This window comes from Methylomonas paludis, from assembly GCF_018734325.1.
GTDB classification, from domain to species: Bacteria; Pseudomonadota; Gammaproteobacteria; order Methylococcales; family Methylomonadaceae; genus Methylomonas; species Methylomonas paludis.
The window spans coordinates 1,506,129-1,527,242 of the sequence record NZ_CP073754.1 but is presented as its reverse complement, the minus strand read 5'-3'; the positions used below and the strand labels follow the sequence as shown (position 1 = coordinate 1,527,242).

Below are 21,114 nucleotides of genomic sequence, written 5' to 3'. Positions count from 1 at the left end.
TTTTCCATAATGAACCAACACCCAAACACAAGCGTCTCGACCGAAACCCAAAAGCCAGTCGGGTGCCTGTCTATAGCATTATCTGGCGTGATCTAGCTAAAACATCGGCGAAACTGACGACCATTCTTTAACGGCTTGGTCACCTGGTCGGTCTATTTTAACTTTGCCATCTATAACTGAACTTACCCAGATTAACGGGATGTAATGGTGTTGGCCGGCTTTATCTTTTTTCAGCTTGATAGAATTTGCCCCCTCCATATGATCGACAGTAGCAAACTGGCCGTCTTGGGAGCAGACAATGGGCATATCAGGTTTAATTTGGTCGGGATTAGTCATGTTTTTTCTCGAGTAGGCTTATAGTTTGGTCCATCAGTGATTTAGAAAGTACACTAATGTGTAAAAGACATCTGTTCGACAACATACATAAATGATGTTATCGGTTATATCGGCGCATCGATGGAAGCAAGCCGCACCAGCTTTTTGTTGACGAATTCCTGAATGCCCACACTGGAAAGTTCGCGGCCATAGCCGGAGTTTTTAATACCGCCGAATGGTAAGTCCGGTGTAGTCCAGGTTGGCTGGTTGATAAACATCATGCCGGTATCGACCCGGCCGGCCACGCGTCTACCACGGGCGATATCACTGGTGAAAACGCAGCCGCCCAGACCAAAATCTGAGTCATTAGCCAGTGCAACCGCCTCGTCTTCATTCTTGACCCGGAAGAAAAGCGCCACCGGCCCGAAAAACTCTTCCCTGAAGGCAGGATTATCGGCTTTGATATTGGTTAAGATGGTCGGCTGTATAAATGAACCAGGCCGATCTAAGCGTTTGCCACCCATTAACAGAGTGGCGCCGTTGGCAACCGCCTGTTCAATCTGATCCAGCAATTTAAGCAAAGCCGCTTCCGTGGACAGCGGGCCTAGCGTGGTTGCTTTATCCAGCGGATCGCCGGCTGTGAGTGCCGCCAACGCCGCCTGAAATTTGTCGAGAAATCGATCTGCCAGGGCTTCGACCACGATAAAACGCTTGGCTGCGACACAGCACTGCCCGGTGTTATTCATTTTGGCCCAAACCGCCCAACTGACGGTTTTATCCAGGTCGGCATCTTCAAGCACGATAAATGCATCGCTGCCACCCAACTCCATAGTGGATTTCTTCAGGTTTTGGCCGGCTCTGGCAGCCACGCTTTTGCCGGCCTCCACACTACCGGTCAAGGCCACACCCTTAATCCGGGGGTCATCGATCACTTGATTTACCTGATGGTGTGAGATCAGTAAATTGGTATAGGCACCTGCCGGCAGGCCTGCCTCCAGCCACAGTTTTTCGAAAGCAATCGCGCATTGCGGAACACAGCCCGAGTGTTTCACCATGACCACATTGCCCGCCATCAAATTGGGCGCGGCAAAGCGTGCCAATTGGTAGTAAGGAAAATTCCAGGGCTGGATGCCGAACAGCACGCCGATGGGGTAGCTTTCGACACTGGCTTCGCCCGAATCCGTCGCCAGGGCTTGCGGTGCCAGAAAGGCTTGGGCATTGCTGGCGTAATAGTCGATGATATCGGCGCTTAAGGCCACTTCACCCTGGGCTTCTTCGATACGTTTACCCATCTCCAGTGTCACTAACCGGGCAAACTCGTCGCTACGTGTGCGTAATATTGCTGCCGCTTTGGTCGCTATAGTGGTGCGTTCGGCAAAACTGGTATGCCGCCAAGTCTCGAAGCAGTTTGCAGCTCTGTCCAGCGCCAGCTCAAGTTGCTGGTCGCTGAGTTCCGCGAACGTCATCAGGACTTTGCCGTCATAGGGATTAATGCTCTGATAAGTCATTGCTGTATCTCGTAAAATATTGGGAAAGCAGGCGCCATAGCACTTATTCTTTGTGCTGCTGTAAATATGCCAGCATGGTATCCACATCACTTACCGTAAATGGATCGTCGGGACAATTATCAACTTTGCCCGGTTCCGGAAATAACACACGGATTTTTTTATTCTCAACCAGCATGGAATAACGCCATGAACGACTGCCGAAACCAACATTGTGCTTTTTTACCAGCATGCCCATCGCCCTGGTAAAGTCGCCATTGCCATCGGGCAGCATTTTGACGTTGGTAACGTTCAAGTGCTTGCTCCATTGATACATGACAAAGGCATCATTGACACTCAGGCAATACACTTCATCTACGCCTTGGGCAATCAGGTCCTGATATTTGCCGGCATAACCCGGTAAATGCTTGCTCGAACAAGTGGGGGTATAGGCGCCTGGCAGCGCCAGAATCACTATTTTTTTATCTTTGAAAATTTCATCGCTGCTGACATCCTGCCAACGGAAAGGATTTTCACCCGCTATGGTTTCGTCACGAACCCTGGTTTTAAAAATGACATCTGGTATGGTCGAAAGCACGTTGGCACTCCTGAGTAAGCCTGTTGAGTAAGGGCTGAAAATTGTGCAGCAGCTTAAACCAGCAAACGGTTCAAAGTGTGAGTATGAGATTTTTGCGCCGGCAGTAAGGTGCTCATAATCAGGGAAAACAAATCTGCAGGTAATTCGGTATCTTTCAAGGCTCTTTCATATTCTTCTTCGCCGATTTTTTCACCTACCCGCAATGCCTCTAGCGCACTTACCTTACCTAACAACTTGGCACCGCCCTCAATCAATTTCGACCATGCCCCCCAAACACCGGAGGTCACGGCAGGTGTACCGCCCGACTGACGGATCAGCGCCTGCAAACTGGTCACTGCGGTTTTATGATTTTCATAAATAGGCAACAGAGATTCGGTTTCGCCCAGTGAGGCGTCTTCTCTGAGTTTTTCAAACATTTGCTGGTAAGTTTCTACTGCTGCTAATTCATCTTTTAATAAGCTGTTGATTGCTTTAATGTTATTCATTGTATTTTCCAGGTTGATCAATCGTTAAACACTGGCATCATGCCTGTTTTTGTCTAGTGATAACAATAGAGGCCAAAGGCAGACATGATTTCCAGGGACTATCCATAAGGAATGGATATTTGTTCTGTACCGGACACAAACATACTCGTTTATAGCAATCGGATCGGTGCGGCATCGCGCATTAGAAACTAAATTATTCAAAACATAAAACCCCCAGAAACAAGAAAAATCATTATGTGTGCCGGCGAACTGACTTGAATAATAAATGTAGATTATAGTTTTATCAGACTAGATAAACCTTTTACCTAATATAAATCTGGTGTGCGCCGATACCGAAATGTATCCATTAACAACTGCTTATTACCTATCTAAATAACCACTATGAATATCAATAAACAATCATCTGGCAATACCGGTTTTTCAGCCAAATTAATTTTAATGGCCGGATTAATTGGAATTGGTTTTGTTATTAATCCTGTCTATGCCGAAAACTCAAGCAAGCAAAGTTCACAAACTAGTCCGGTAAAAGAATCAGCAGATGGCAATGGTAAATTACCCACATTTGCCGAAGCTGATATCAATGGCGATCATTACGTGACCAAAAGTGAATTACAAAAATATCCTAGCTTGTTGCAAGCCTTTGATAAAGTCGATGCCGGGAATAATGGTAAATTGGAACAGCATGAATACCAAAACCTGAAAATGGAAACCAAACGGGAAGGTGAAGTTAATTAAGCCGTAACTATTCAGCGTTTAAACATCCCGATTAAAAGCTGGTAGCCTTAGGATGTGCTAAACGCAGTGCAGCACATCAATCACGACCGCTGCCGGCAAATCCACTGCTCTATCAAAACAAAGCTGGGCAATCAGCTTTACTCTAACTGATTGCTTATTGCCATAGACTGCCCTGCACTAACAAGTGACTCCGGGCAGTCTAGTCGGTCCGTGTGAATTTCAATGAATATCAATTGGTCAGCCGTAGCGGCGGCGGCCAATGCCACTTCCAGCTCACCCTCGGTGTGGACATCAAAACCCAGGCCACCGCCGAACACTTCCACCAATTTATGATACAACCAGGGTTGGAGATCATTATAGCTATGGTCGCTGATCACTCGCTCTATGGTGTAGCCGTCATTATTGATCAAAAAGATCACCGGCTTAAGCTGGTTACGGATCATGGTAGACAAATCCTGACCGGTGACTTGAAACGAACCATCGCCGACAAATAACACCACCTGCCGGGCTTTTGCGGCCATGGCCGCTCCCAGCGTAGCGCCTATGCTGTAACCGATAGAACCATAAAAGGTTTGCCCGATAAAGGTGACACCTTTGGGCATCAATATTTCGGCAGCACTGAACAACGACACCCCGGTTTCTGCCACCACAATCGCATCATCTGCTATAAAATGACTCATTCTGTCAAAGAAGCGCTTTATAGTCAGCGGCTTATATTCATCTGCCTGGTATTGCTCGGCACTGCGGTGTTCACAGCCATCGACCGCACTTTGGATATCCAGCGTAGCTGAATCGCGTTTAGACAGTCTTGCCGTCAGACCTAGAATAAAATCTTGCAGCGACACGTTTTCGTAAACGTGATGTTTAATCCTGACCGAACGGATGTTGGCGCTGATGGTCTTTACATCATCCAGCTTGGCGGTAAAGCCACCGGTGTTAAAATCAGTCAGCAAGGCACCTAGTTGCAGAATGCAGTCGGCGGATTCCACCCGATTTCGTACATAGTCGCGACTTCTTTCCCCCTCATACAAACCGATAAATTGTGGATGCTGTTCCGACAATACGGTTTTGCCCAACATCATGGTGGCATACGGTAAACCGGTTTTGTCGAGAAAATCCGCGAAGATTTTTTGCAGTTTAAAACGAATCAGTTCCACATCGCCTATCACCACCGGTTTTTGGGCCTGGTTCAGCATATCCATGGCTTCGTTAATCGCCTCGCCGAGCACATCAGGATCACTACCCAGATCGGGCGGGAACAAAAAGTCTGTAGGCGGGCGGCATTTCATCATCACCACGTCTGAAGGCAGACTGATATACACTGGTTGTTGATGAGAAAGACAGACTGATAACACCTGGTCTATCGCTACCGGTGCCATCTCTGCCGAAACCAGTTCAGTAGAGGCGGCGGTAATTTTTTCGTAGATGCGCAGCGGAATCTGATAATCGCCTAAGGTGTGATGCAGCAAGGGCCGGTTGCGAAAACTGCTGGTTGACGGTGAGCCGGTAATCACCACCAGCGGCACCCGCTCGGCAAACGCGCCCGCCACGCCGTTGATGGCACTTAATTCGCCCACCCCATAGGTTGAAGAGAATGCGCCCACGCCGCGAATACGGGCGTAGCCGTCAGCGGCATAAGCCGCGTTGAGTTCATTGCAGGTTCCGACATAGGCCAGATCACTCAATAAAACCTGATTAAAGAATCCCAGCACAAAATCACCCGGCACCCCAAACAGATGATCCACACCTATCTCCTTGAGCCGGTATATCAGATAGTCTGCAACAGTAATGTCCGAATTGCGCATAGTGCCGGCTCCTGATCCGGGCATGAAAACCCGATCAAATCGTTGATTAGCGGAACCCTGTACACTACCGGCAAACTATGCTTTGGTCGGTACGCCACAGCACATTAATGCGTTACGGCTCAGACCTGAAATCGAACGTCGAAGCGTTGTTTGTTAAGCGTTACGATAAGTTTTTAAAAAATTGCTTAATTTTATAGGCTGTGCCGACGCAAGGAGGCGCATCTGTCGCATTGCGTTGGTTTGTCAGCCATCCAAATACAATATGTATGGCATCACACAGACTGACGTAAGCATCGGGGATATATTGGTTTCCAGATAGTTGCCTATCGTTTTCCGTGAAAACCCTACTTACAGGTACAACAACATGCACGCATTAATTGCAGGATTTATTTTTATCATGGCTTTACCCATGATTTGTCAGGCCGAAGCACCGATTTCAGGCCGGTCAGGATTAACTGCCGTCGTCCCCGGCAACAAAGCGCCAGCCATGGCTCAAAGCAATGCCCCCGATGCCTTTCCACCCGGATCACACTCAAGAACAATCTCCCAGGAAGCAAATACTGACTCGGTAGACACCCAAAGCGAAGCTTATAAAACCTGCTTACGCGCCACTCAACAGTTTGAACAACAGGAAAAAGCCAACAAAACCGGCAAAACCGCCCTAGTGCCGCTATCTGCATCCTGCAAAACAGAATTAAAACCAGTAGCGTACTGGCAATGTATGGAAAAAGAAGCGCTTGCGAAAGTAGACTTTAATGCCGCGCATAGTCGTTGTGGGAAGTGATTTGAGGCTTGCAGTGCGTTTAATACGTTAGCCTAGTTGACTTAACGGTGAATTGCTTATTTCGGTTAACAAGACCGTTCTGCAGATTTCGCTGAGCAACCTGAAACAGTTGGTAGGCAAGTTCTTTCAGCGAGAGGTCGACTATAATCTGCGGATCATCTATCAGATCAAAAATATTCATGGTCGAATTTGGTCGAGGTTAGTCGCATACCGTAAAGCTAAGAGGAAGTCGAGAAAGCGATCTTCCCCTAGTTTCTATATTGCGTGGGTTCCTTAACGAAATTAAAACCTATGGTTAATTCCGGCTTGCTTGAGAATGGCGTTTGCGGTTGGCTTTTTATTGATAGACACGGGAACACTAAAGAACTTACCTGTTATCGGACTCCGCCAAATTTCGTGACTTCCTTTGCCTTGTCTAATGAATTCACAATTGAAATTTTTAAGTAATTTCGTAAGTTCTGGATAAAAAGACGAACCCATTAGGCCGCCAAATGAACAACGGGGCAATCATGTACGAAATGCAACATCAAATTTTCAAATTCAACACTGTTAAGCGCAGCCATTTCCGGGGCTATTTCAAGCGCCTTAGAAACAAGACCTTCATAGCTGTCGGATTCCGTAACCAAACCCAAGGCATCGCATTCAGCAGTCCAGACCCCATCTTCCACTGTGACTGTGACTGTAACTGTAGTCATAGAATCTCCTTAAAAACTTTGGCGCAGAATAACATAAAAGCCCGTGAGATGAGTAGCCGAACCCCATCAGGTTAGCGATTAACTCATTTTTCAATAGCCAATAAGTGGTTATCTCCTGGCTCTGGTGCGACTAGCGACAAGACTGGTTTGATGTGTTTAATTAAACAAGACACTTCTAAAGGCAGGTTATATAGTAAGCGCTCTTTAATAACACATTGAAATTTCAAGACCAAAATAATAGCCGCAGCACCAGAATTAGTTGACTGAAGGTGAAAGATTCCAAGGCAGCAAAACTTCGAAGTCCTCGGCGTTTTTGGCTAAAGGTATTTTTTTAAACAGGTCGACCAGATAGGTATAGGGATCAATGCTATTGGCTTTGCAGGTTTCAATCAGCGAATAGAGATTCGCGCTGGCATGTGCACCAGCGACGGTATCGCAAAACAACCAATTGCGCCGTCCTACTACGAAGGGGCGTATGGCGTTTTCGCAGAGATTGTTGTTGATGGGCCAATCACCGTTTTCGACGAAACGCGTTAGTTTGGGCCATTGCGATGATAGGTAATGCAAGGCTTTGCCCAACAGGCTGTTGGGTGTCGGCATGTAGATTGATCTTCGCTTCTGGATAGCAGGGATAGATGGATCAAAAGAGCGCTTACGTTATATACTGCAAATATAGGTGACCATGAACGAAAGTAAGAATCATAAACGGCCAAAATACAGACTGGAATTTAAACAAGATGCGGCCAAGCTAGTGCTGGATAAAGGTTATACCCATCAGCAAGCTGCCGACCATCTGGGGAGTTCATTAAGTGTTCTTTGTCGTTGGGTGGGGCTGAACGAAAACCCACGGGAAGCGAGACGACAACCAAAAAATCTAAATTGCGCTTAGCTGATCATGATGAACTGATCCGCTTGAGAAAAGAAAATGAGCGCTTGAAGATGGAACGCGAAATCAAAAAAAGGCCGCGGTGAGTTCAACAGATCATTGCAACGCATTCGTTTGTTGTCTTATTTGGTAAGCGGGCGATGATGCTGTAACAGTCAACATGACAATCACCAATTTCAGCTTCCGGCGCTGTCTGGATGATATATGGAGGCGCGTTCAAAAATTTATTGTTGCAATCCAGGTTTCGTGATAAACATATTGATAATAGATTAATAACCAGTTAGAAATTGCGGCTACCAACTTAAGCCGGGACAACTAGGCGTTCGTTTTTCCTAAAAGAGCGGCAGAACTACTGTAGGAGCTGGCCATGCCCGCGAAGAGGATGATACCAAGCCCCTTCGCGGGCATGGCCAGCTCCTACGATTATGTATGTTGTCCCGACTTAAGTGGATAGCCTTGATTCACAACAATTATAAAAATATCGAGGGGCTTGACCAGAACCACACATACCCTCTTAACTAAAACATTATTGCCTTAGTTGCATACTACATAAATATTTTTCAGCATGTTGTGGATTATCTTAACCATCATAGTGATCATTATTGCTATCGCTATTATCAAAAAACTTGCCAAACTCATATTTACTTTTATTAAAGCTATACCTTTCATAGTTTTAGGTATTAGTGTGGGGCCGCTGATACTCTTAGGCTTCATTTTTGAAAGATTCTGTGCCGCACTACATATACGTGCATTGATTAGCATTTTCTTAACCATCACGACTTGGGCTTTGTTTTTTATTTGGGGATTCTTAGATATTCAAACTGAAATAAATGCCTTTGACTTCGATTTTAATCCCTATATAGACAGCTTCAGTTTTGATAGCTGGAAGTTCGCTCTGCCAGCCTGTTTGTTCGTCAGCATGCTTTACTGTCACCGTACTCAGAATGAGATTAAGTTCAGAAGTGAACCCCTAGAACTATTCCACAAGAAACGCTCCGAGTTTTATATGTACGTTTTCTCAGGATTCTTTTTGCTAGTAGTATCCGCAAGTATGGGGCGCATTTTTAACTATTTAGACTGGTCGTCGAAAATCGCGTGGTATACCGGATTGGCTTACTATGCCGTAGCCGTTCTTGTGCAGTTTTATGCTATATCGCAAGAAAACGGTATGAAAACCATCAGTAAGTCGATATATGACAAGCTCAACAACAGCGAAAAGCTAAACGCTAGCGCCTATCTACAGGAAATTACGAAAGAAAACATACTAAACGATGAGGATGTTAAGACCATATTCCAAGGCATCGCCGCCAAGTTAATTAATGAGGGAACTATAAAAGAAATCGTACTGAATGAAAACCATTGGCTTTTCAATACGTCTTGGTATCAAACACGAATGAACAAACTATATTTCATATTATCGGAAAACTTACGACATAACGAAGATGGGTTGAAAACAATCATCGAAAACTGGCTAGGCTTACCAAATACAGAAATACAGGACTTCCTAGATCACAATCTAGATTTTGGAAGTTTTTACCACTTTGATGATGGTCGTTACTTTGTCGTTTATCGCCATGTAGACCAGTTAGACACATGCGTTTCTTGCGGCATGACTGTGGTAGTAGACAAGCGTAGCAGCGGTGAATGGCATTGTTCCACCGTTTGCAAGGAAACAGAAGATGTATGTTTGACTATAAAGAATAAGCCTATTGATAATTTCATGGCGGAAGCGGCTACCAATGGCTTTGTATTGATGGCGGGTGCCAACGCCTGGAACGACAACCATAAGATATTCGCGACTGGTGGCCAGGGGCATGGTTTTGCTGCGGAGCAGGGGAACAACAAAATTGATCGTTTAATGAGAAGAGATGCGCAAATCATCGGCGGTGACAATGCTAAAAACGGTGCAGATCGAATTGTACAAGGGCAACAGATTCAGACGAAATACTGTGCCACAGGCGCACGAAGTGTAGGTGCAGCCTTCGATGGCCAGCAAGGGATGTATAGGTATGTGGATAATACAGGTAAGCCCATGCAGTTGGAAGTACCCAGGGATCAGTACAATAAAGCAATTGAGACCATGGAAAATAAAATCCGGAATGGGAAGGTTCCTGGAATAACCGACCCCAATGATGCCGAAAAACTTATTCGCAAGGGTCACCTCACTTATGCACAAGCCCAAAACATCACTAAGTTTGGTACCGTTGAATCGATCCTTTATGATATTTCAGAAGGTGTAGTGGTTGGTGCTGTTGCTGGAGGTATTAGCTTCGGGATTACTTCTTTGATTTTCTATCTCAACACCAAGGATGAAGAGGAGGCTTTCCGGGTCGCAGTAATCCAAGCAGGGAATACATTCGGTAAAACACTTGCCATCTCTATTACTACGCAACAGTTACATCGGTTGTCCACCATACAAAGCGTACTTGAACATGTTGATGTTGGCAAACTCTCCCCAACCATTAGCGACGTTCTCCAAAAAGGTATGGGTGTCTCATCGACAGGTATAAATAAAGCATTGAGAGGAACCTTGGTGACCTCGGTTGCAGTAATTGCGGTTACTACAGGCCCTGATATGATTAAATTGATACGTGGGCGAATTTCCCAAGCACAGTTTTTCAAGAATCTTGTCGTCGTCTCCTCTGGCATGGCCGGAGGAGTCATAGGTTCAGTCGCAGGTGGCTTCCTATTCAGCCCAATGGGGCCAGTAGGAGTTTTCTTCGGACGAACAGCAGGTGGAGTCATTGGCGGTATAATTGCATCAGCGGTTTCGAACAAAATTGCCAACAAACTTATAGAAGAAGATAGGGTGAAGATGTTGCGCATTCTTCAGATACAGATGGAGTATTTGGCCATCACTTTCATGCTGACCGCCGAAGAAATCGATAACCTCAACACCAACCTGGATACAGTCATCGGTCAGAAAACACTGGAGGTATTGTTTGCGGCCGGTAATCAACGCCGAGCAATGGCCAACTTTTTCTTGAAACCTGTAGTCGTCACCATAATCAAACAACGTCCTGCTCTCAGCTTCGAGATAAATGATGTAATAGATGCTTGTGATAATTGGGTAGTTTAAATATAGTGCCAATTATAGTTTTTCTACAAGCATGGAGTTCAAAGCTACAATTTTACAACATATTGACGCAATGGACTCCGAAAATTTAGTAGTTAAAATAACACAAAAATTGTAAGCCATAAAAAGGAGAAGGATGTGACTGATAAAAATGACAACTGGTATTACGCGGTAAAAAACGAAAAAATTGGACCTATAACATTGCAAGATATGCAAGTTTTATCTGCAAGTGGAAAAATCAATAAATACACCAAAGTTTGGGGTGGTGAAGGCGATTGGAAAACAGCCAGTGAAACAGAATTGTTAGATCATTTTAAAAATGAATCCAATTTACCACCGCCACTTATCGATAGTAATGCAGGAAATAAATTCAAAGATAATGCGTTGCGATTTCATAAATTATTAATAGAAAATGATATAGATAATACATATATTTGGTTAGTAGTTGTCGTGCAGATTGTTGGAGTTTTATTAGGAATAATAACTGACAGTGGATGGATTTTTTTATATGGCCTGCTAAGTAATATATTATGTTTTTTTGACATGAGAAAACTAAAGGCGGCTGGCCATAAAACCCCTGGTATCGGATGGGTTTTTTTATTATTTCCAGTTTACATTTGGAAAAGAGCGGGGCTTCTTAATCAGAAAAAGAACTATTTCTGGTCTTGGCTTGTCGCATTTTTTATTTCTATTATTATTTCAATGGGAATAAATATTGGATCACATGAAAGCGATATTGAACAAGCGGCCTGCCCTATAGTAACTAAACTTGTTTGGCAATTGGAAAATTCAGGCCCTGGCGCATTTAGAGCTGCTGCAAAATGCAAAGCCGTAAAGATAGACGAAAAAATATCTGATGGCTTCTATCAAGCCACGGCGATTCTTGATACTGGTAATGAAATAAGAATTGGTATCGAAGAAAAAGGAGACGAAATAATTGTACGAGTTCAGGAATAGCTAAAGCTACCTGATGTCTCAACACTTTTAATAAAAAAGAGGACAATAAAAAATGAAATCTATTGGAAAAATATTAATTTTAACAAGTATATCTTGTCTGGCAATGGCGTCAACAGAACAGGAGCTACAAGCAAAAACAGGCTACCCACTTAAACCGGGACAAAATCAAGCGTTCGCCGCACAGTCCTGTATCATGAGTTAATGACTAAAAAAACAAAACGACACAAGGAATCCGTGCAACGAACCGCTCGATTATCAATGAACTGGTAGCCCGTGGCAAGAAAAGTCTTAGACAATTGGCGGTGCTGGTCAATCGATCCAAAAGTAGCGTCCATCGGCACCAAAAAGCGCAAGCCCGACGCCATCAATATCCCGAATCTGCCCTATGGGAAACCGAAGCAGGCGAAGCCTGGTTGAAACTATTGATGGTTGCGGTTCTGTACAGTTTTGGCATGGAGTGCCATGTTGGAGCCGACAAGTTGTCGCGATTTTTCAAGCTGATTCGCATTGACACGCATGTGGGCATATCTTCATCGGCATTGCGTCAGCAATTGAGCCGGATGGAAAGCCTGTTACCCGTATTTCAGCAGCGTTGTGAAAGCGGCGTTTCAGCTCAAACACGTTCAGCCGTAGTCGCCATGGATGAAACATTTTTTGGTGATTTTCTCATCCTGGTGCTGATGGACTTGTCGTCCGGTTATTTGATTCTGGAAGACATCAGCCATGACCGTCGCTTCGATACTTGGTTTGAGAAAGCGATACCGCGCCTAAAAGAGTTGGGTATTGACGTCAACCACGCCGTCAGCGACCGAGCCAAAGCCTTGATCAAACTGGCTATTACCGGGTTTGACTGTCAATCAGGTGCCGATATTTTTCATGCACAGCAGGATGTCAGCAAATGGTTGGGTGCAACGCTGGGAAGGCGGCACGAACAAGCGAAAACTCAACTGGAAACGGCTGAGGCGCTATTGAAAAAGAAACCGGACAACAACCTCGCCGAATTGGTGCAGGTCGTTGATGCAGAACGAGCCTATAAACAGATACAGGAAACACGCGCCGATTATCACGAAAATCTGGCCAGCATTGCCGAAGATGTTCATCCGTTTTCGTTAGAAACCCAGAAAATCAATCGGGCGGAACAGGTGACTTTCAGTCTGGAAAAACGCGCTCAGGCGTTTGAAAAAATCGCGCAATCGCAATCTATTGCTGACATAAAACAGACCATAAATAAGTTTCGTAATCAATTGAATGACTTAGCGTCCAATGTAGAAACCTGGTGGCTATGGGTCATGGAAATTCTAGCCGGTCTTTCGGTGGATGAGGCAACGCACTACTGGCTGATTCATGCCCTGTTACCAACGGTGTACTGGCATCAGCAACTGCTCAAAACCCAAAACCCCAGGCAAAGGGAAAAATACCGTCAGGCTTGGCAGCAAGCCGCGCAGCATTTACAGACTGATGCTTTCACAGCAACCCTGTCGGAAAGCGAATTGCAACGCTGGTTGGAATGGGCAGAGTGGATGGCGCGGAACTTTCATCGCAGTTCTTCCGCCGTCGAGGGGCGTAATGGTTATCTGTCGCAGATGTATCACAATGGCCGTGGCTTGACCGAAAAACGCCTGAGGGCATTGACAGTGATTCATAACTACGGACTCAAACGGACTGATGGAACAACAGCGGCAATGCGCTTGTTTGGTCAAACGTTTCCTGATTTGTTTTTATGGTTGGTTGCTGAAATGGGCGAGCTTCCGCTGCCAAGAAAGGGGCGGGAGCGGACTATTCATAACCCATTGTTTTTGAAAACTGTCCCGGCTTAAGTTGGAAGCCGAAATTGCTAACTCCTCAGTGTTTGATATCGATGGCCTATGTCGCACCCAATCGTGCAAATAAAGGTATTGTTCGGCCCGACAACGACCGAATCCATGCGAGGTCTAACCTTAGGCTGCGCAATAAAGCCGCGCAACGCTCATGACCTTGATCATTACGCTTATCAATTTGAATGGAACAGGTAAATGGCGAGCAAAAAGGCATTCACACTTTTTATTGGATCTTCAAGTGAAGCGAAGCATTATGCACAAAAAATCGAATTAGTAGCCGCCGAAAATGCTCTTTTCGACGTTATTGCTTGGTGGCATATGGATGTTGCTCGTCCTGGTGAGTCTTTTCTTGAATCACTATTTTCACTATTACACCAAGCATGTTTTGCCATCTTTGTAGCTACCCCTGATGATCTACTAATTAAACGAGGTGAAGATTCACTCGCAATAAGGGATAATGTCCTTTTTGAATACGGATTATTCGCAGGATACTTAGGCCGCCGTAAAACTCTTCTCGTGCAAATTGGTAAAACTGATATTCCAACTGACCTGTCTGGAATCAATAGAATTTTCTCCCCTGAAAACCCGACCCAAGATGAATTAAGCCTTATCGCTGAGCAATGCATTAATAGTCTTCTTCTACATACATCGGAAGACTTTGAACAGGCTGTCTGTGACCTACGGCATGGAAAAATGTACCTTAAAGCTGATTGTCTGCGTCCCTTACTTGCAAAAGCTATGTATGAGCGAATTAGCAAACATAATATTGCAGCACTGACATCCAAACAACTAACAAAACTTCTTCAAAACTACAGAGTAAACGGTGAGCGGATAGTTGGACAGCCAAATCATCTCACTACATTAACAAATTTTATTGATATAAATCAAATTACTCAAAATCATCTCGATAAATTAAGTGCAACATTTGCGCGATTTGTTGCGAAACAGTTGCATTTAAATCCCAGTTGTAAAGATGAACCCTGTGCGACGCGGGTTGCAATACACAATAAACTTGATTTAAAGCTTCTTGCTGCAACATTAGCGGAAATGCAAATTAAGCCGACGATAGTCGACCTCAATGCTACTAACAACAGTCGTATTAAGGGATACTGCATTCGAGGAGAACACTCTATTTTTTTGCACGATTTTACAGCCACCGGTTTTACCCCGCTCAAGTGTATTGCAGAGTTACGAGAAAATGAAATTAAGATAAATCGAATTGTCAGTTTTTTGATTCGCGAAGAAAATCTTGATGAAGTTCGGCATAACTGCGAAGAAAAGAAAATTGAGTTTCACGTTTTCTGTATACAAAAAGAATCTGGGGAACTTGAAATCAAGGAGTATTCATGAATATTAAATGCCAACTATGTCATCCGGGCAACAACCTTTCAAGTGATGGATTTTCTTTTTTCTTTGGCAGTGACTCGGGTTTATCGTAAGCGCTCAATTTTCCGCGTAATTCCCACCCCCCAGCCTACCATGTCAGAATTTCCCATCGATATTATTTTGGGGATTACCAATGGCATCAATAGAAAACAAGACCGGTCACGATTTTTGGCAAAGGCACGTCGCGCAATGGCAAGCGTCTGGCTTGTCCCAAGTAAACTACTGCCGCCAGCAAGCGCTGCATACCCACCAGTTGAGTTATTGGAAGCGCAAATTTTTGATCGATTGCGAACCGGTTGACACTGAACGTAAAGCGACTGGATTTACCCGTGTCCAAGTGGCTGCACCTATCGCCATGCCCTCATCGCCAAGTTTGTCATTGTGCTTCCGGGATGGTACACAATTGATTGGGATTTCTCAGAATAATATGGCTTTGATTCAGCAATTGATAGAGGTGTTACGGTGACTTGCATTATGCGCCCCTCTTTAGAGCTGACAGAGGTTTATCTTTACCGACAGGCCATTGATTTTCGTAAATCCCATCGCGGGTTGGCGGCAATTGTTGAGTGCGAACTCGGCCATAATCCGTTTGATGGCGGACTGTATGCGTTCACCAATAAGCAGCGTACTAAAATCAAATGCTTGTTCTGGGAAAATACGGGCTTTGTGCTTTATTACAAGACCTTGGTCGAGGATAAGTTCAAGTGGCCGAAGGGTGAAGAGGCATTGTTGACGTTAACGGGACAGCAATTGAATTGGCTGCTGGATGGCTACGATATTAGCGTGATGAAAGGCCATAAAAATCGGCATTATGAGTCTGTTTTTTAAGGAAAAACGCCTGCTTTTTGGCTTGAATTCAGGTATAATAAGCCTATGATTTTATCCCACTTTTCTAGCATAGAACACGATGAACACTCGGCTATTTTGTTGCCCGAGATGCTCGCCGAGTTGCTTGAAAAAGCGCAACGAGTGGATGAATTAACACAGGCCGTTGAGCTTAAATCAGAAGTGATTGCTACGCTCAATCAACGTATACAGTTGTTAGAAGAAGCGTTGCGTTTATCCAAAATCAAACGCTTTGCGCCCTCAAGTGAGCAGTCCGGGCAAACTTCATTATTTGATGAAGCCGAAGTCGAGGCCACGGTTGAGCTTGAAGCCGCAACGGATGCAGCCGTTGACACAGTAGAGGCTGTTGATTCGAGCGTTGAATCAGAAGCTTCTGAGCCCAATCCACCTAAGCCAAAACCTGGTCGCAAACCATTTGCCAGCCACTTACCGAGAAAGCAAATCTTTATCACACTGAGCGATGAAGAAAAAGCCGGTGCAATTACAACCTTCTTTACTAAAGTTAAAGAAGAATTAGACATCATCCCTGCCCAAGTGCGGGTTTTAGAATACATGCAGGAAAAAGCGGTGTTTCTGGAGCCTGCTCAAGCTGAAACACAACGCCGTATTATTGCCGCTGCTCTGCCCAAACATCCTGTTCCAGGCGCGATGGGCAGCATTGATTTAATGTGTAATGTAATCATCTACAAATACTGCGATGGCTTGCCGCTGTATCGGCTGGAAAACATCTTAGCCCGTTATGGCGGCGAACTCTCAAGAGCCACACTGGCCAACTGGGTCATCGCACTGGCTAGAACGCTGCAACCTTTGATTAACCTTATTCGGGATCATCAACTGGCTGGTAACATCATCATGGCCGATGAAACCCGAGTGCAGGTTCTTAAAGAACCGGGGCGACCGGCCACCTCGGATAAATTCATGTGGGTGACGCTGGGCGGCACGCCTGGTCAACCCAGTGTGTTATTTGAATATGATCCGACCCGCAGCCAGGAGGTGCCGTTGCGCTTGCTGGAGGGCTTTTCGGGTTATCTGCAAACCGATGGTTATGCCGCTTACAATGCCGCCTGTATTATCAATCATATCATCCAGCTCGGTTGTTGGGATCATGCGCGCCGTAAATTTAAAGAAGCTCAAGATGCGCAGCCCAAACCCAAGAAAGGCAAGCAGCATAAAGCCAGCAAAGCCGATCACATGCTGAGTTTAATCAATACACTCTATATGATTGAGCGGCAAATCAAAACTCTGAGTGCCGCTGAAAGATTCCAGCAACGCTGCAAAAGAAGCCTGCCGGTTTTGAAGAAACTGAGAGCGTACTTGGACGACAATCAACACAAAGTGCCTAAGGATAGTTTAACGGGCAAGGCCATGACTTACATGAGCAACCAATGGGATAAGCTGATGGTGTATTGCTCGAATGGGGAGCTGAACATTAGCAATATTCTTGCTGAAAACGCCATTCGCCCCTTTGTAATGGGTCGCAAAGCATGGCTCTTCTCTGATACTCCAAAAGGCGCACAGGCCAGCGCGATTCATTACAGCCTAATTGAAACAGCAAAAGCCAATGGCTTGGAACCCTGCGCCTATTTAACCCATGTACTCAAGGCATTGCCTTATGCCGATACCGTTGAAAAAATTGAAGCCCTGTTGCCTTGGAATTTAAAAAATACTGATTTTGCTAGATAGGGGGAGTACGCGCTTTATTAAGCGCTTACGGTTTATCTGAAATTGTAGCGTCAACTGAGAACTTCTTGGTCATTCTTGATGTTGCTCCAATTACGGCTGGTCATGCTTTAGTTATACCACGCTTACACGAACACTCTTTATCAATACTTTGGCGAGATTTGTCCGAAAAATTAGAACAAGTTGTTAGTGCAGTTGTCACAACTTTGAACAACGAAACAGGAAAAGCCGCAATAATATGTGAGCACGGGCTTGGATCAGAAGCAAAAGGTCATGCTGGATGCGTTGAGCACGCACATCTACATATAATCCCTTTCGATTACCCATTACTATCGGCATTTTCACATGCAGGTATTAACTTTACCCAAACTGATAATCTCCTCGACATAACTAAAATACCACCTACACAGCAATACCTTTACTTGCGAGACACCGATGGCCTTCAATACTTAGCCGTGCAGGAAAAATTTCCTAGTCAACTTGTTCGCCGTCTCGTTGCCACACAACTTGGAGAACTCTATTGGAGTTGGCGAGACTATTTAGATTTCTCTGATAAAATCGGAACAAAGCAAAGGATAATAGAAGGAATGAAGCTATTTGCTCACCTTAATCAAAATCCAGTTTTTATGGACGATTTATAATAATAAAGTGGTTATCTATGAAGCCGAACGAGTTTGTCAATGGTAGGCGCTGCACGGTGCCCGTTACGAAGTTTGGTTTTTGTTCAGTTCAGTGGCCTGTTTTGCGGAAGTGACAATGATCCGGCATTTATTGCCAAACTGCCCTAGCTCACAGCATGACCCATGCTTGCCAAAGATACTGGCTTAGGCCGGAAGAGTTTGTATAAACCCCCTTTAAGGACAAGGTGATCCCAGTTTTGCCACTATTTTAAACGTGATTAACGCCTTGGGTTTTCAACTGCAAGTGGCTGCGACTGATAAGCCGGCTATATCCTGAACCGGGACATAGCCTCAAATCCAACCCCGCCGCTTCAAACGCCGATGCAGCAACAGGCTGGCCAAAGCCACCAAACCCACAGTCGCCGGATAACTGTAGCGCCACTCCAGTTCCGGCATGTATTTAAAATTCATGCCGTACCAGCTGAATACCATGGTGGGGATGGCCAGTATCGCGCCCCAGCCGGCCAGACCTTTTACCACTTCGTTTTGTCTGACGGTTTCCAGGGTCAAATGTACCTGCATGGCGGCGATCAGCATTTCGCGGGTGGCGTCTATGGCTTGATCGATGCGCTTGATATGGTCGGCAATGTCGCGGAAGTAGATGCGCACGTCTTTGCTGATGATGCCGTTGTGGAAGCGGATCAGTTCGTTACAGATGTCGATCAAGGGTACGATGGCGGCGTGAACTTTGAGCAATTCGCGTTTTAGCTCGTACAAACCCTCCAGGGTTTGCCGGCTGGGGCGTTGATCAAAAATGGCCTGCTCCAGGATATAGAAGCGCTCCTGCAGGCTTTCCACCACCGGCATATAGTTATCAACCACATAATCCATGATGGCGTACAGGGCATAGCTGGGGCCCTTGGCCAGCTGACCGGGATTGGCTTCGCAGCGGGCGCGGACTTTATTAAGCCGTACCGATGCGCCATGCCTGACGGTCACCAGAAACCGGTTGCCGATAAATAAATGGGTTTCACCAAAGCTAAGCGCGCCCTCCTCCATTAACGCAGTGTGCAAAACCAGGAACAGGGAGTCACCATATTCTTCGATTTTGGGGCGCTGATGAGCGGAACAGGCATCTTCTATGGCCAGCTCATGCAGACCGAATTCTTCCTGGATTTGGCCCAGCAATTGGGTATCCGGTTCAAGTAAGCCCAGCCAGACAAAGGTATGTTCCTGCTGAAGTACCTCACTGATCTGTGCTATGGTCAGATCGCCCTGGCTGATGCCGTTTTTATAAGCCACACATCGCATGATCATGCGGCTGTCAGTTAACTGAGAGGACAAATTCGCTCCGCTGGGTAATTATGGGTGGTGGCCTAGAAGTTGGCCAATCTTATTTTGACGGCTAACTTGATTGGCTGCCGAGGTGTCCTGGCAGAGGTTTCTACTGCAGCGATGCTGTAGAAAGCCTATAGGGATATATTCACGGCGTCCTTTGACAGGATACCCCGGCGGCCAATGGGTAAAGTTCATCCGTGAATATAAAATAGGCGTACCACTAGGCTTCCAGATCGACAGGGCCTTTGTGGCTGATCAGGACTTTATCGATGCGGATACCGTCGATATCCACCACTTCGAAATACCAGTCGCCATAGGCGAAATTATCAGCCACCCTGGGGATTTTTTCCAACTGAAACAGAATGAAGCCGCTCACCGTATTATAAGCGTTGTCCTGCTCACCAGGAAAATAGGTATTGGCACCGATCACCGATTTAAGCCGTTTAATGGACAGGCCGCCATCGACCAGCCAGGAACCGTCCGCACGCTGCACCACATCCGGATCCAGCGAGGATTCCAGAGTGGGCAAATCGCCGACAATGGCCGTCAATACATCGCTTAAAGTCACCAGGCCTTCGGTTTCACCGTATTCATTGGCAATCAGGGCAAAGTCGGCATGCACGGCCCGAAAAAACTCCAGCAACTGCACCAGACTCATGGAATCCGGCACATACAAGGGTGGTCGCAGACTTTTTCTGATATTAAAATCAGTGCCATTCAGCACGGTTTTCAGCAAATCGCTCAGATGCAGAATACCCAGCACGTTTTCCAGGCCGTTTTCACAAACCACCGCTCTGGCATATTCGCAATGGGCAATTTTGCTACGCACCTCGGCATCAGGATCAGCCAGATCAATCACAAAGATATCTTTGCGCGGCGACATGATAGCCCCTACCCGCTGTTCATCCAGCTTGAGGATATTGTTGACCAGCTTGCCTTCACTGGCGTGGAAAACCCCGGATTCTGAGCCGATTTCCATCAGCAGCTTGATTTCTTCGTTGGTGATGGTGGCTTGCGGCTGGCGGTGGGCGCGCAGCAGCCAGAGCAGAAATGTAGAGGATGAGGATAATAACCAGACGATGGGGCTGCCAATAGCTGCCAGAAAATTCATGGGTCTGGCCACGAAAATGGCAATGGCTTCCGGACTGAGTAATGCCAAACGCTTGGGCACCAATTCCCCCACCACTACCGAGAAATAAGTAATGATAATCACGGTAAGCACCCGAGCCGTGGTTTCTGCGTAGGGGGCGATTTGGGGGATGGCAATAAATTGCTGGTAGAGCGGTTTAACCAGTGCATCTTCGCCCAAGGCACCGCTAAGGATAGCCACCAGGGTAATACCTACCTGAACGGTGGACAAGAATCTGGATGGTTCCTGATGTAATTTAAGAGCCGATTTGGCTCCGGCTCGACGCTCGCCCGCCAGTTTTTGCAAACGGGCTTTCCTTGACGATACCAACGACATTTCCGACATGGCAAAAATGCCGTTGATAACAATTAAAACAAAAATAAGCCAAATTTCCACTGGCAGGAGCCGCCTCTTACCGTTTCCGGCGCGGCTTTGGTGTTAAAGATGATATATATTACCATGTATAGCTCAAGGCTAA

20 protein-coding genes and 1 pseudogene are annotated in these 21,114 nt (G+C 45.8%); 11 read left to right on the top strand and 10 right to left on the bottom strand.

Going from position 1 to position 21,114, the window contains the following annotated elements; translation table 11 throughout:
- Positions 1–96: 96 nt before the first annotated feature.
- The 4 genes from KEF85_RS07005 to KEF85_RS06990 all read right to left on the bottom strand — a co-directional run bounded on the left by KEF85_RS07005 (position 97) and on the right by KEF85_RS06990 (position 2,882).
- Positions 97–336, bottom strand: a complete 240-nt coding sequence (locus tag KEF85_RS07005) for a DUF2171 domain-containing protein (protein WP_215584445.1) — start codon at positions 334–336, stop codon at positions 97–99.
- A 104-nt stretch (positions 337–440) separates the two neighbouring features.
- Positions 441–1,823, bottom strand: coding sequence for an NAD-dependent succinate-semialdehyde dehydrogenase (locus KEF85_RS07000; RefSeq protein ID WP_215584443.1), 1,383 nt, complete (start codon positions 1,821–1,823; stop codon positions 441–443).
- 43 nt (positions 1,824–1,866) lie between these two features.
- Positions 1,867–2,397: a peroxiredoxin gene (locus KEF85_RS06995; RefSeq protein WP_215584441.1), complete on the bottom strand. Its 531-nt coding sequence runs from the start codon at positions 2,395–2,397 to the stop codon at positions 1,867–1,869.
- 53 nt (positions 2,398–2,450) lie between these two features.
- A complete protein-coding gene (locus tag KEF85_RS06990) occupies positions 2,451–2,882 on the bottom strand; it encodes a ferritin family protein (protein WP_215584439.1) in 432 nt (143 codons plus the stop codon).
- A gap of 381 nt (positions 2,883–3,263) precedes the next feature.
- Between KEF85_RS06990 and KEF85_RS06985 the strand changes: the two genes are divergently transcribed.
- Positions 3,264–3,617 (top strand): EF-hand domain-containing protein, encoded by a 354-nt coding sequence (locus KEF85_RS06985; RefSeq protein WP_215584437.1) that lies wholly within the window; start codon positions 3,264–3,266, stop codon positions 3,615–3,617.
- Between the two features lie 137 nt (positions 3,618–3,754).
- Here the strand turns inward: KEF85_RS06985 and KEF85_RS06980 are convergent, their stop codons facing one another.
- Positions 3,755–5,422: an alpha-keto acid decarboxylase family protein gene (locus tag KEF85_RS06980; RefSeq protein WP_215584436.1), complete on the bottom strand. Its 1,668-nt coding sequence runs from the start codon at positions 5,420–5,422 to the stop codon at positions 3,755–3,757.
- Between the two features lie 364 nt (positions 5,423–5,786).
- On the opposite strand from KEF85_RS06980, the gene KEF85_RS06975 reads away from it, so the two are divergent.
- Positions 5,787–6,206, top strand: a complete 420-nt coding sequence (locus KEF85_RS06975; RefSeq protein WP_215584434.1) for a hypothetical protein — start codon at positions 5,787–5,789, stop codon at positions 6,204–6,206.
- 282 nt (positions 6,207–6,488) lie between these two features.
- Here the strand turns inward: KEF85_RS06975 and KEF85_RS06970 are convergent, their stop codons facing one another.
- The 3 genes and pseudogenes from KEF85_RS06970 to KEF85_RS06960 form a co-directional block, all read right to left on the bottom strand.
- Positions 6,489–6,686 carry a type II toxin-antitoxin system HicA family toxin gene (locus KEF85_RS06970; RefSeq protein ID WP_215584432.1) on the bottom strand — a complete coding sequence of 66 codons (198 nt, stop codon included), beginning with the start codon at positions 6,684–6,686 and terminating at the stop codon, positions 6,489–6,491.
- Positions 6,686–6,901 (bottom strand): DUF1902 domain-containing protein, encoded by a 216-nt coding sequence (locus tag KEF85_RS06965; protein ID WP_215584430.1) that lies wholly within the window; start codon positions 6,899–6,901, stop codon positions 6,686–6,688. Before KEF85_RS06965 ends, KEF85_RS06970 begins: the two co-directional genes overlap by 1 nt.
- Before the next feature lie 255 nt (positions 6,902–7,156).
- Positions 7,157–7,498: pseudogene (locus KEF85_RS06960) on the bottom strand (IS66 family transposase); the annotation flags it as partial.
- Between the two features lie 85 nt (positions 7,499–7,583).
- Between KEF85_RS06960 and KEF85_RS06955 the strand changes: the two are divergent.
- The 9 genes from KEF85_RS06955 (at position 7,584) to KEF85_RS06915 (ending at position 18,190) form a co-directional block, all read left to right on the top strand.
- Complete coding sequence (locus KEF85_RS06955) at positions 7,584–7,790, top strand: transposase (RefSeq protein ID WP_215584428.1); 207 nt, start codon at positions 7,584–7,586, stop codon at positions 7,788–7,790.
- A gap of 562 nt (positions 7,791–8,352) precedes the next feature.
- Positions 8,353–10,866 (top strand): hypothetical protein, encoded by a 2,514-nt coding sequence (locus KEF85_RS06950; RefSeq protein WP_215584426.1) that lies wholly within the window; start codon positions 8,353–8,355, stop codon positions 10,864–10,866.
- Between the two features lie 135 nt (positions 10,867–11,001).
- Positions 11,002–11,820: a DUF4339 domain-containing protein gene (locus tag KEF85_RS06945; RefSeq protein ID WP_215584424.1), complete on the top strand. Its 819-nt coding sequence runs from the start codon at positions 11,002–11,004 to the stop codon at positions 11,818–11,820.
- A gap of 302 nt (positions 11,821–12,122) precedes the next feature.
- Positions 12,123–13,637, top strand: coding sequence for a DUF6399 domain-containing protein (locus KEF85_RS06940; RefSeq protein WP_246535100.1), 1,515 nt, complete (start codon positions 12,123–12,125; stop codon positions 13,635–13,637).
- 195 nt (positions 13,638–13,832) lie between these two features.
- A complete protein-coding gene (locus tag KEF85_RS06935; RefSeq protein WP_215584421.1) occupies positions 13,833–14,987 on the top strand; it encodes a TIR domain-containing protein in 1,155 nt (384 codons plus the stop codon).
- 169 nt (positions 14,988–15,156) lie between these two features.
- Positions 15,157–15,489: an IS66 family insertion sequence element accessory protein TnpA gene (tnpA, locus tag KEF85_RS06930; protein ID WP_215579397.1), complete on the top strand. Its 333-nt coding sequence runs from the start codon at positions 15,157–15,159 to the stop codon at positions 15,487–15,489.
- An 8-nt stretch (positions 15,490–15,497) separates the two neighbouring features.
- Complete coding sequence (tnpB, locus tag KEF85_RS06925) at positions 15,498–15,851, top strand: IS66 family insertion sequence element accessory protein TnpB (RefSeq protein WP_215579399.1); 354 nt, start codon at positions 15,498–15,500, stop codon at positions 15,849–15,851.
- A 45-nt stretch (positions 15,852–15,896) separates the two neighbouring features.
- The gene (gene tnpC / locus KEF85_RS06920) at positions 15,897–17,552 is read left to right on the top strand and encodes an IS66 family transposase (protein WP_215579402.1); all 1,656 of its coding nucleotides are present in this window, start codon (positions 15,897–15,899) and stop codon (positions 17,550–17,552) included.
- Entirely contained in the window at positions 17,549–18,190 is a 642-nt protein-coding gene (locus KEF85_RS06915) for an HIT family protein (protein ID WP_343222193.1), read from the top strand. Before tnpC ends, KEF85_RS06915 begins: the two co-directional genes overlap by 4 nt.
- Positions 18,191–18,520: 330 nt before the next feature.
- Here the strand turns inward: KEF85_RS06915 and corA are convergent, their stop codons facing one another.
- Both corA and KEF85_RS06905 read right to left on the bottom strand, forming a co-directional pair.
- Positions 18,521–19,486 (bottom strand): magnesium/cobalt transporter CorA, encoded by a 966-nt coding sequence (gene corA / locus KEF85_RS06910; RefSeq protein WP_215585060.1) that lies wholly within the window; start codon positions 19,484–19,486, stop codon positions 18,521–18,523.
- A gap of 241 nt (positions 19,487–19,727) precedes the next feature.
- Positions 19,728–21,032 carry a hemolysin family protein gene (locus KEF85_RS06905; protein ID WP_215584417.1) on the bottom strand — a complete coding sequence of 435 codons (1,305 nt, stop codon included), beginning with the start codon at positions 21,030–21,032 and terminating at the stop codon, positions 19,728–19,730.
- Positions 21,033–21,114 lie beyond the last annotated feature (82 nt).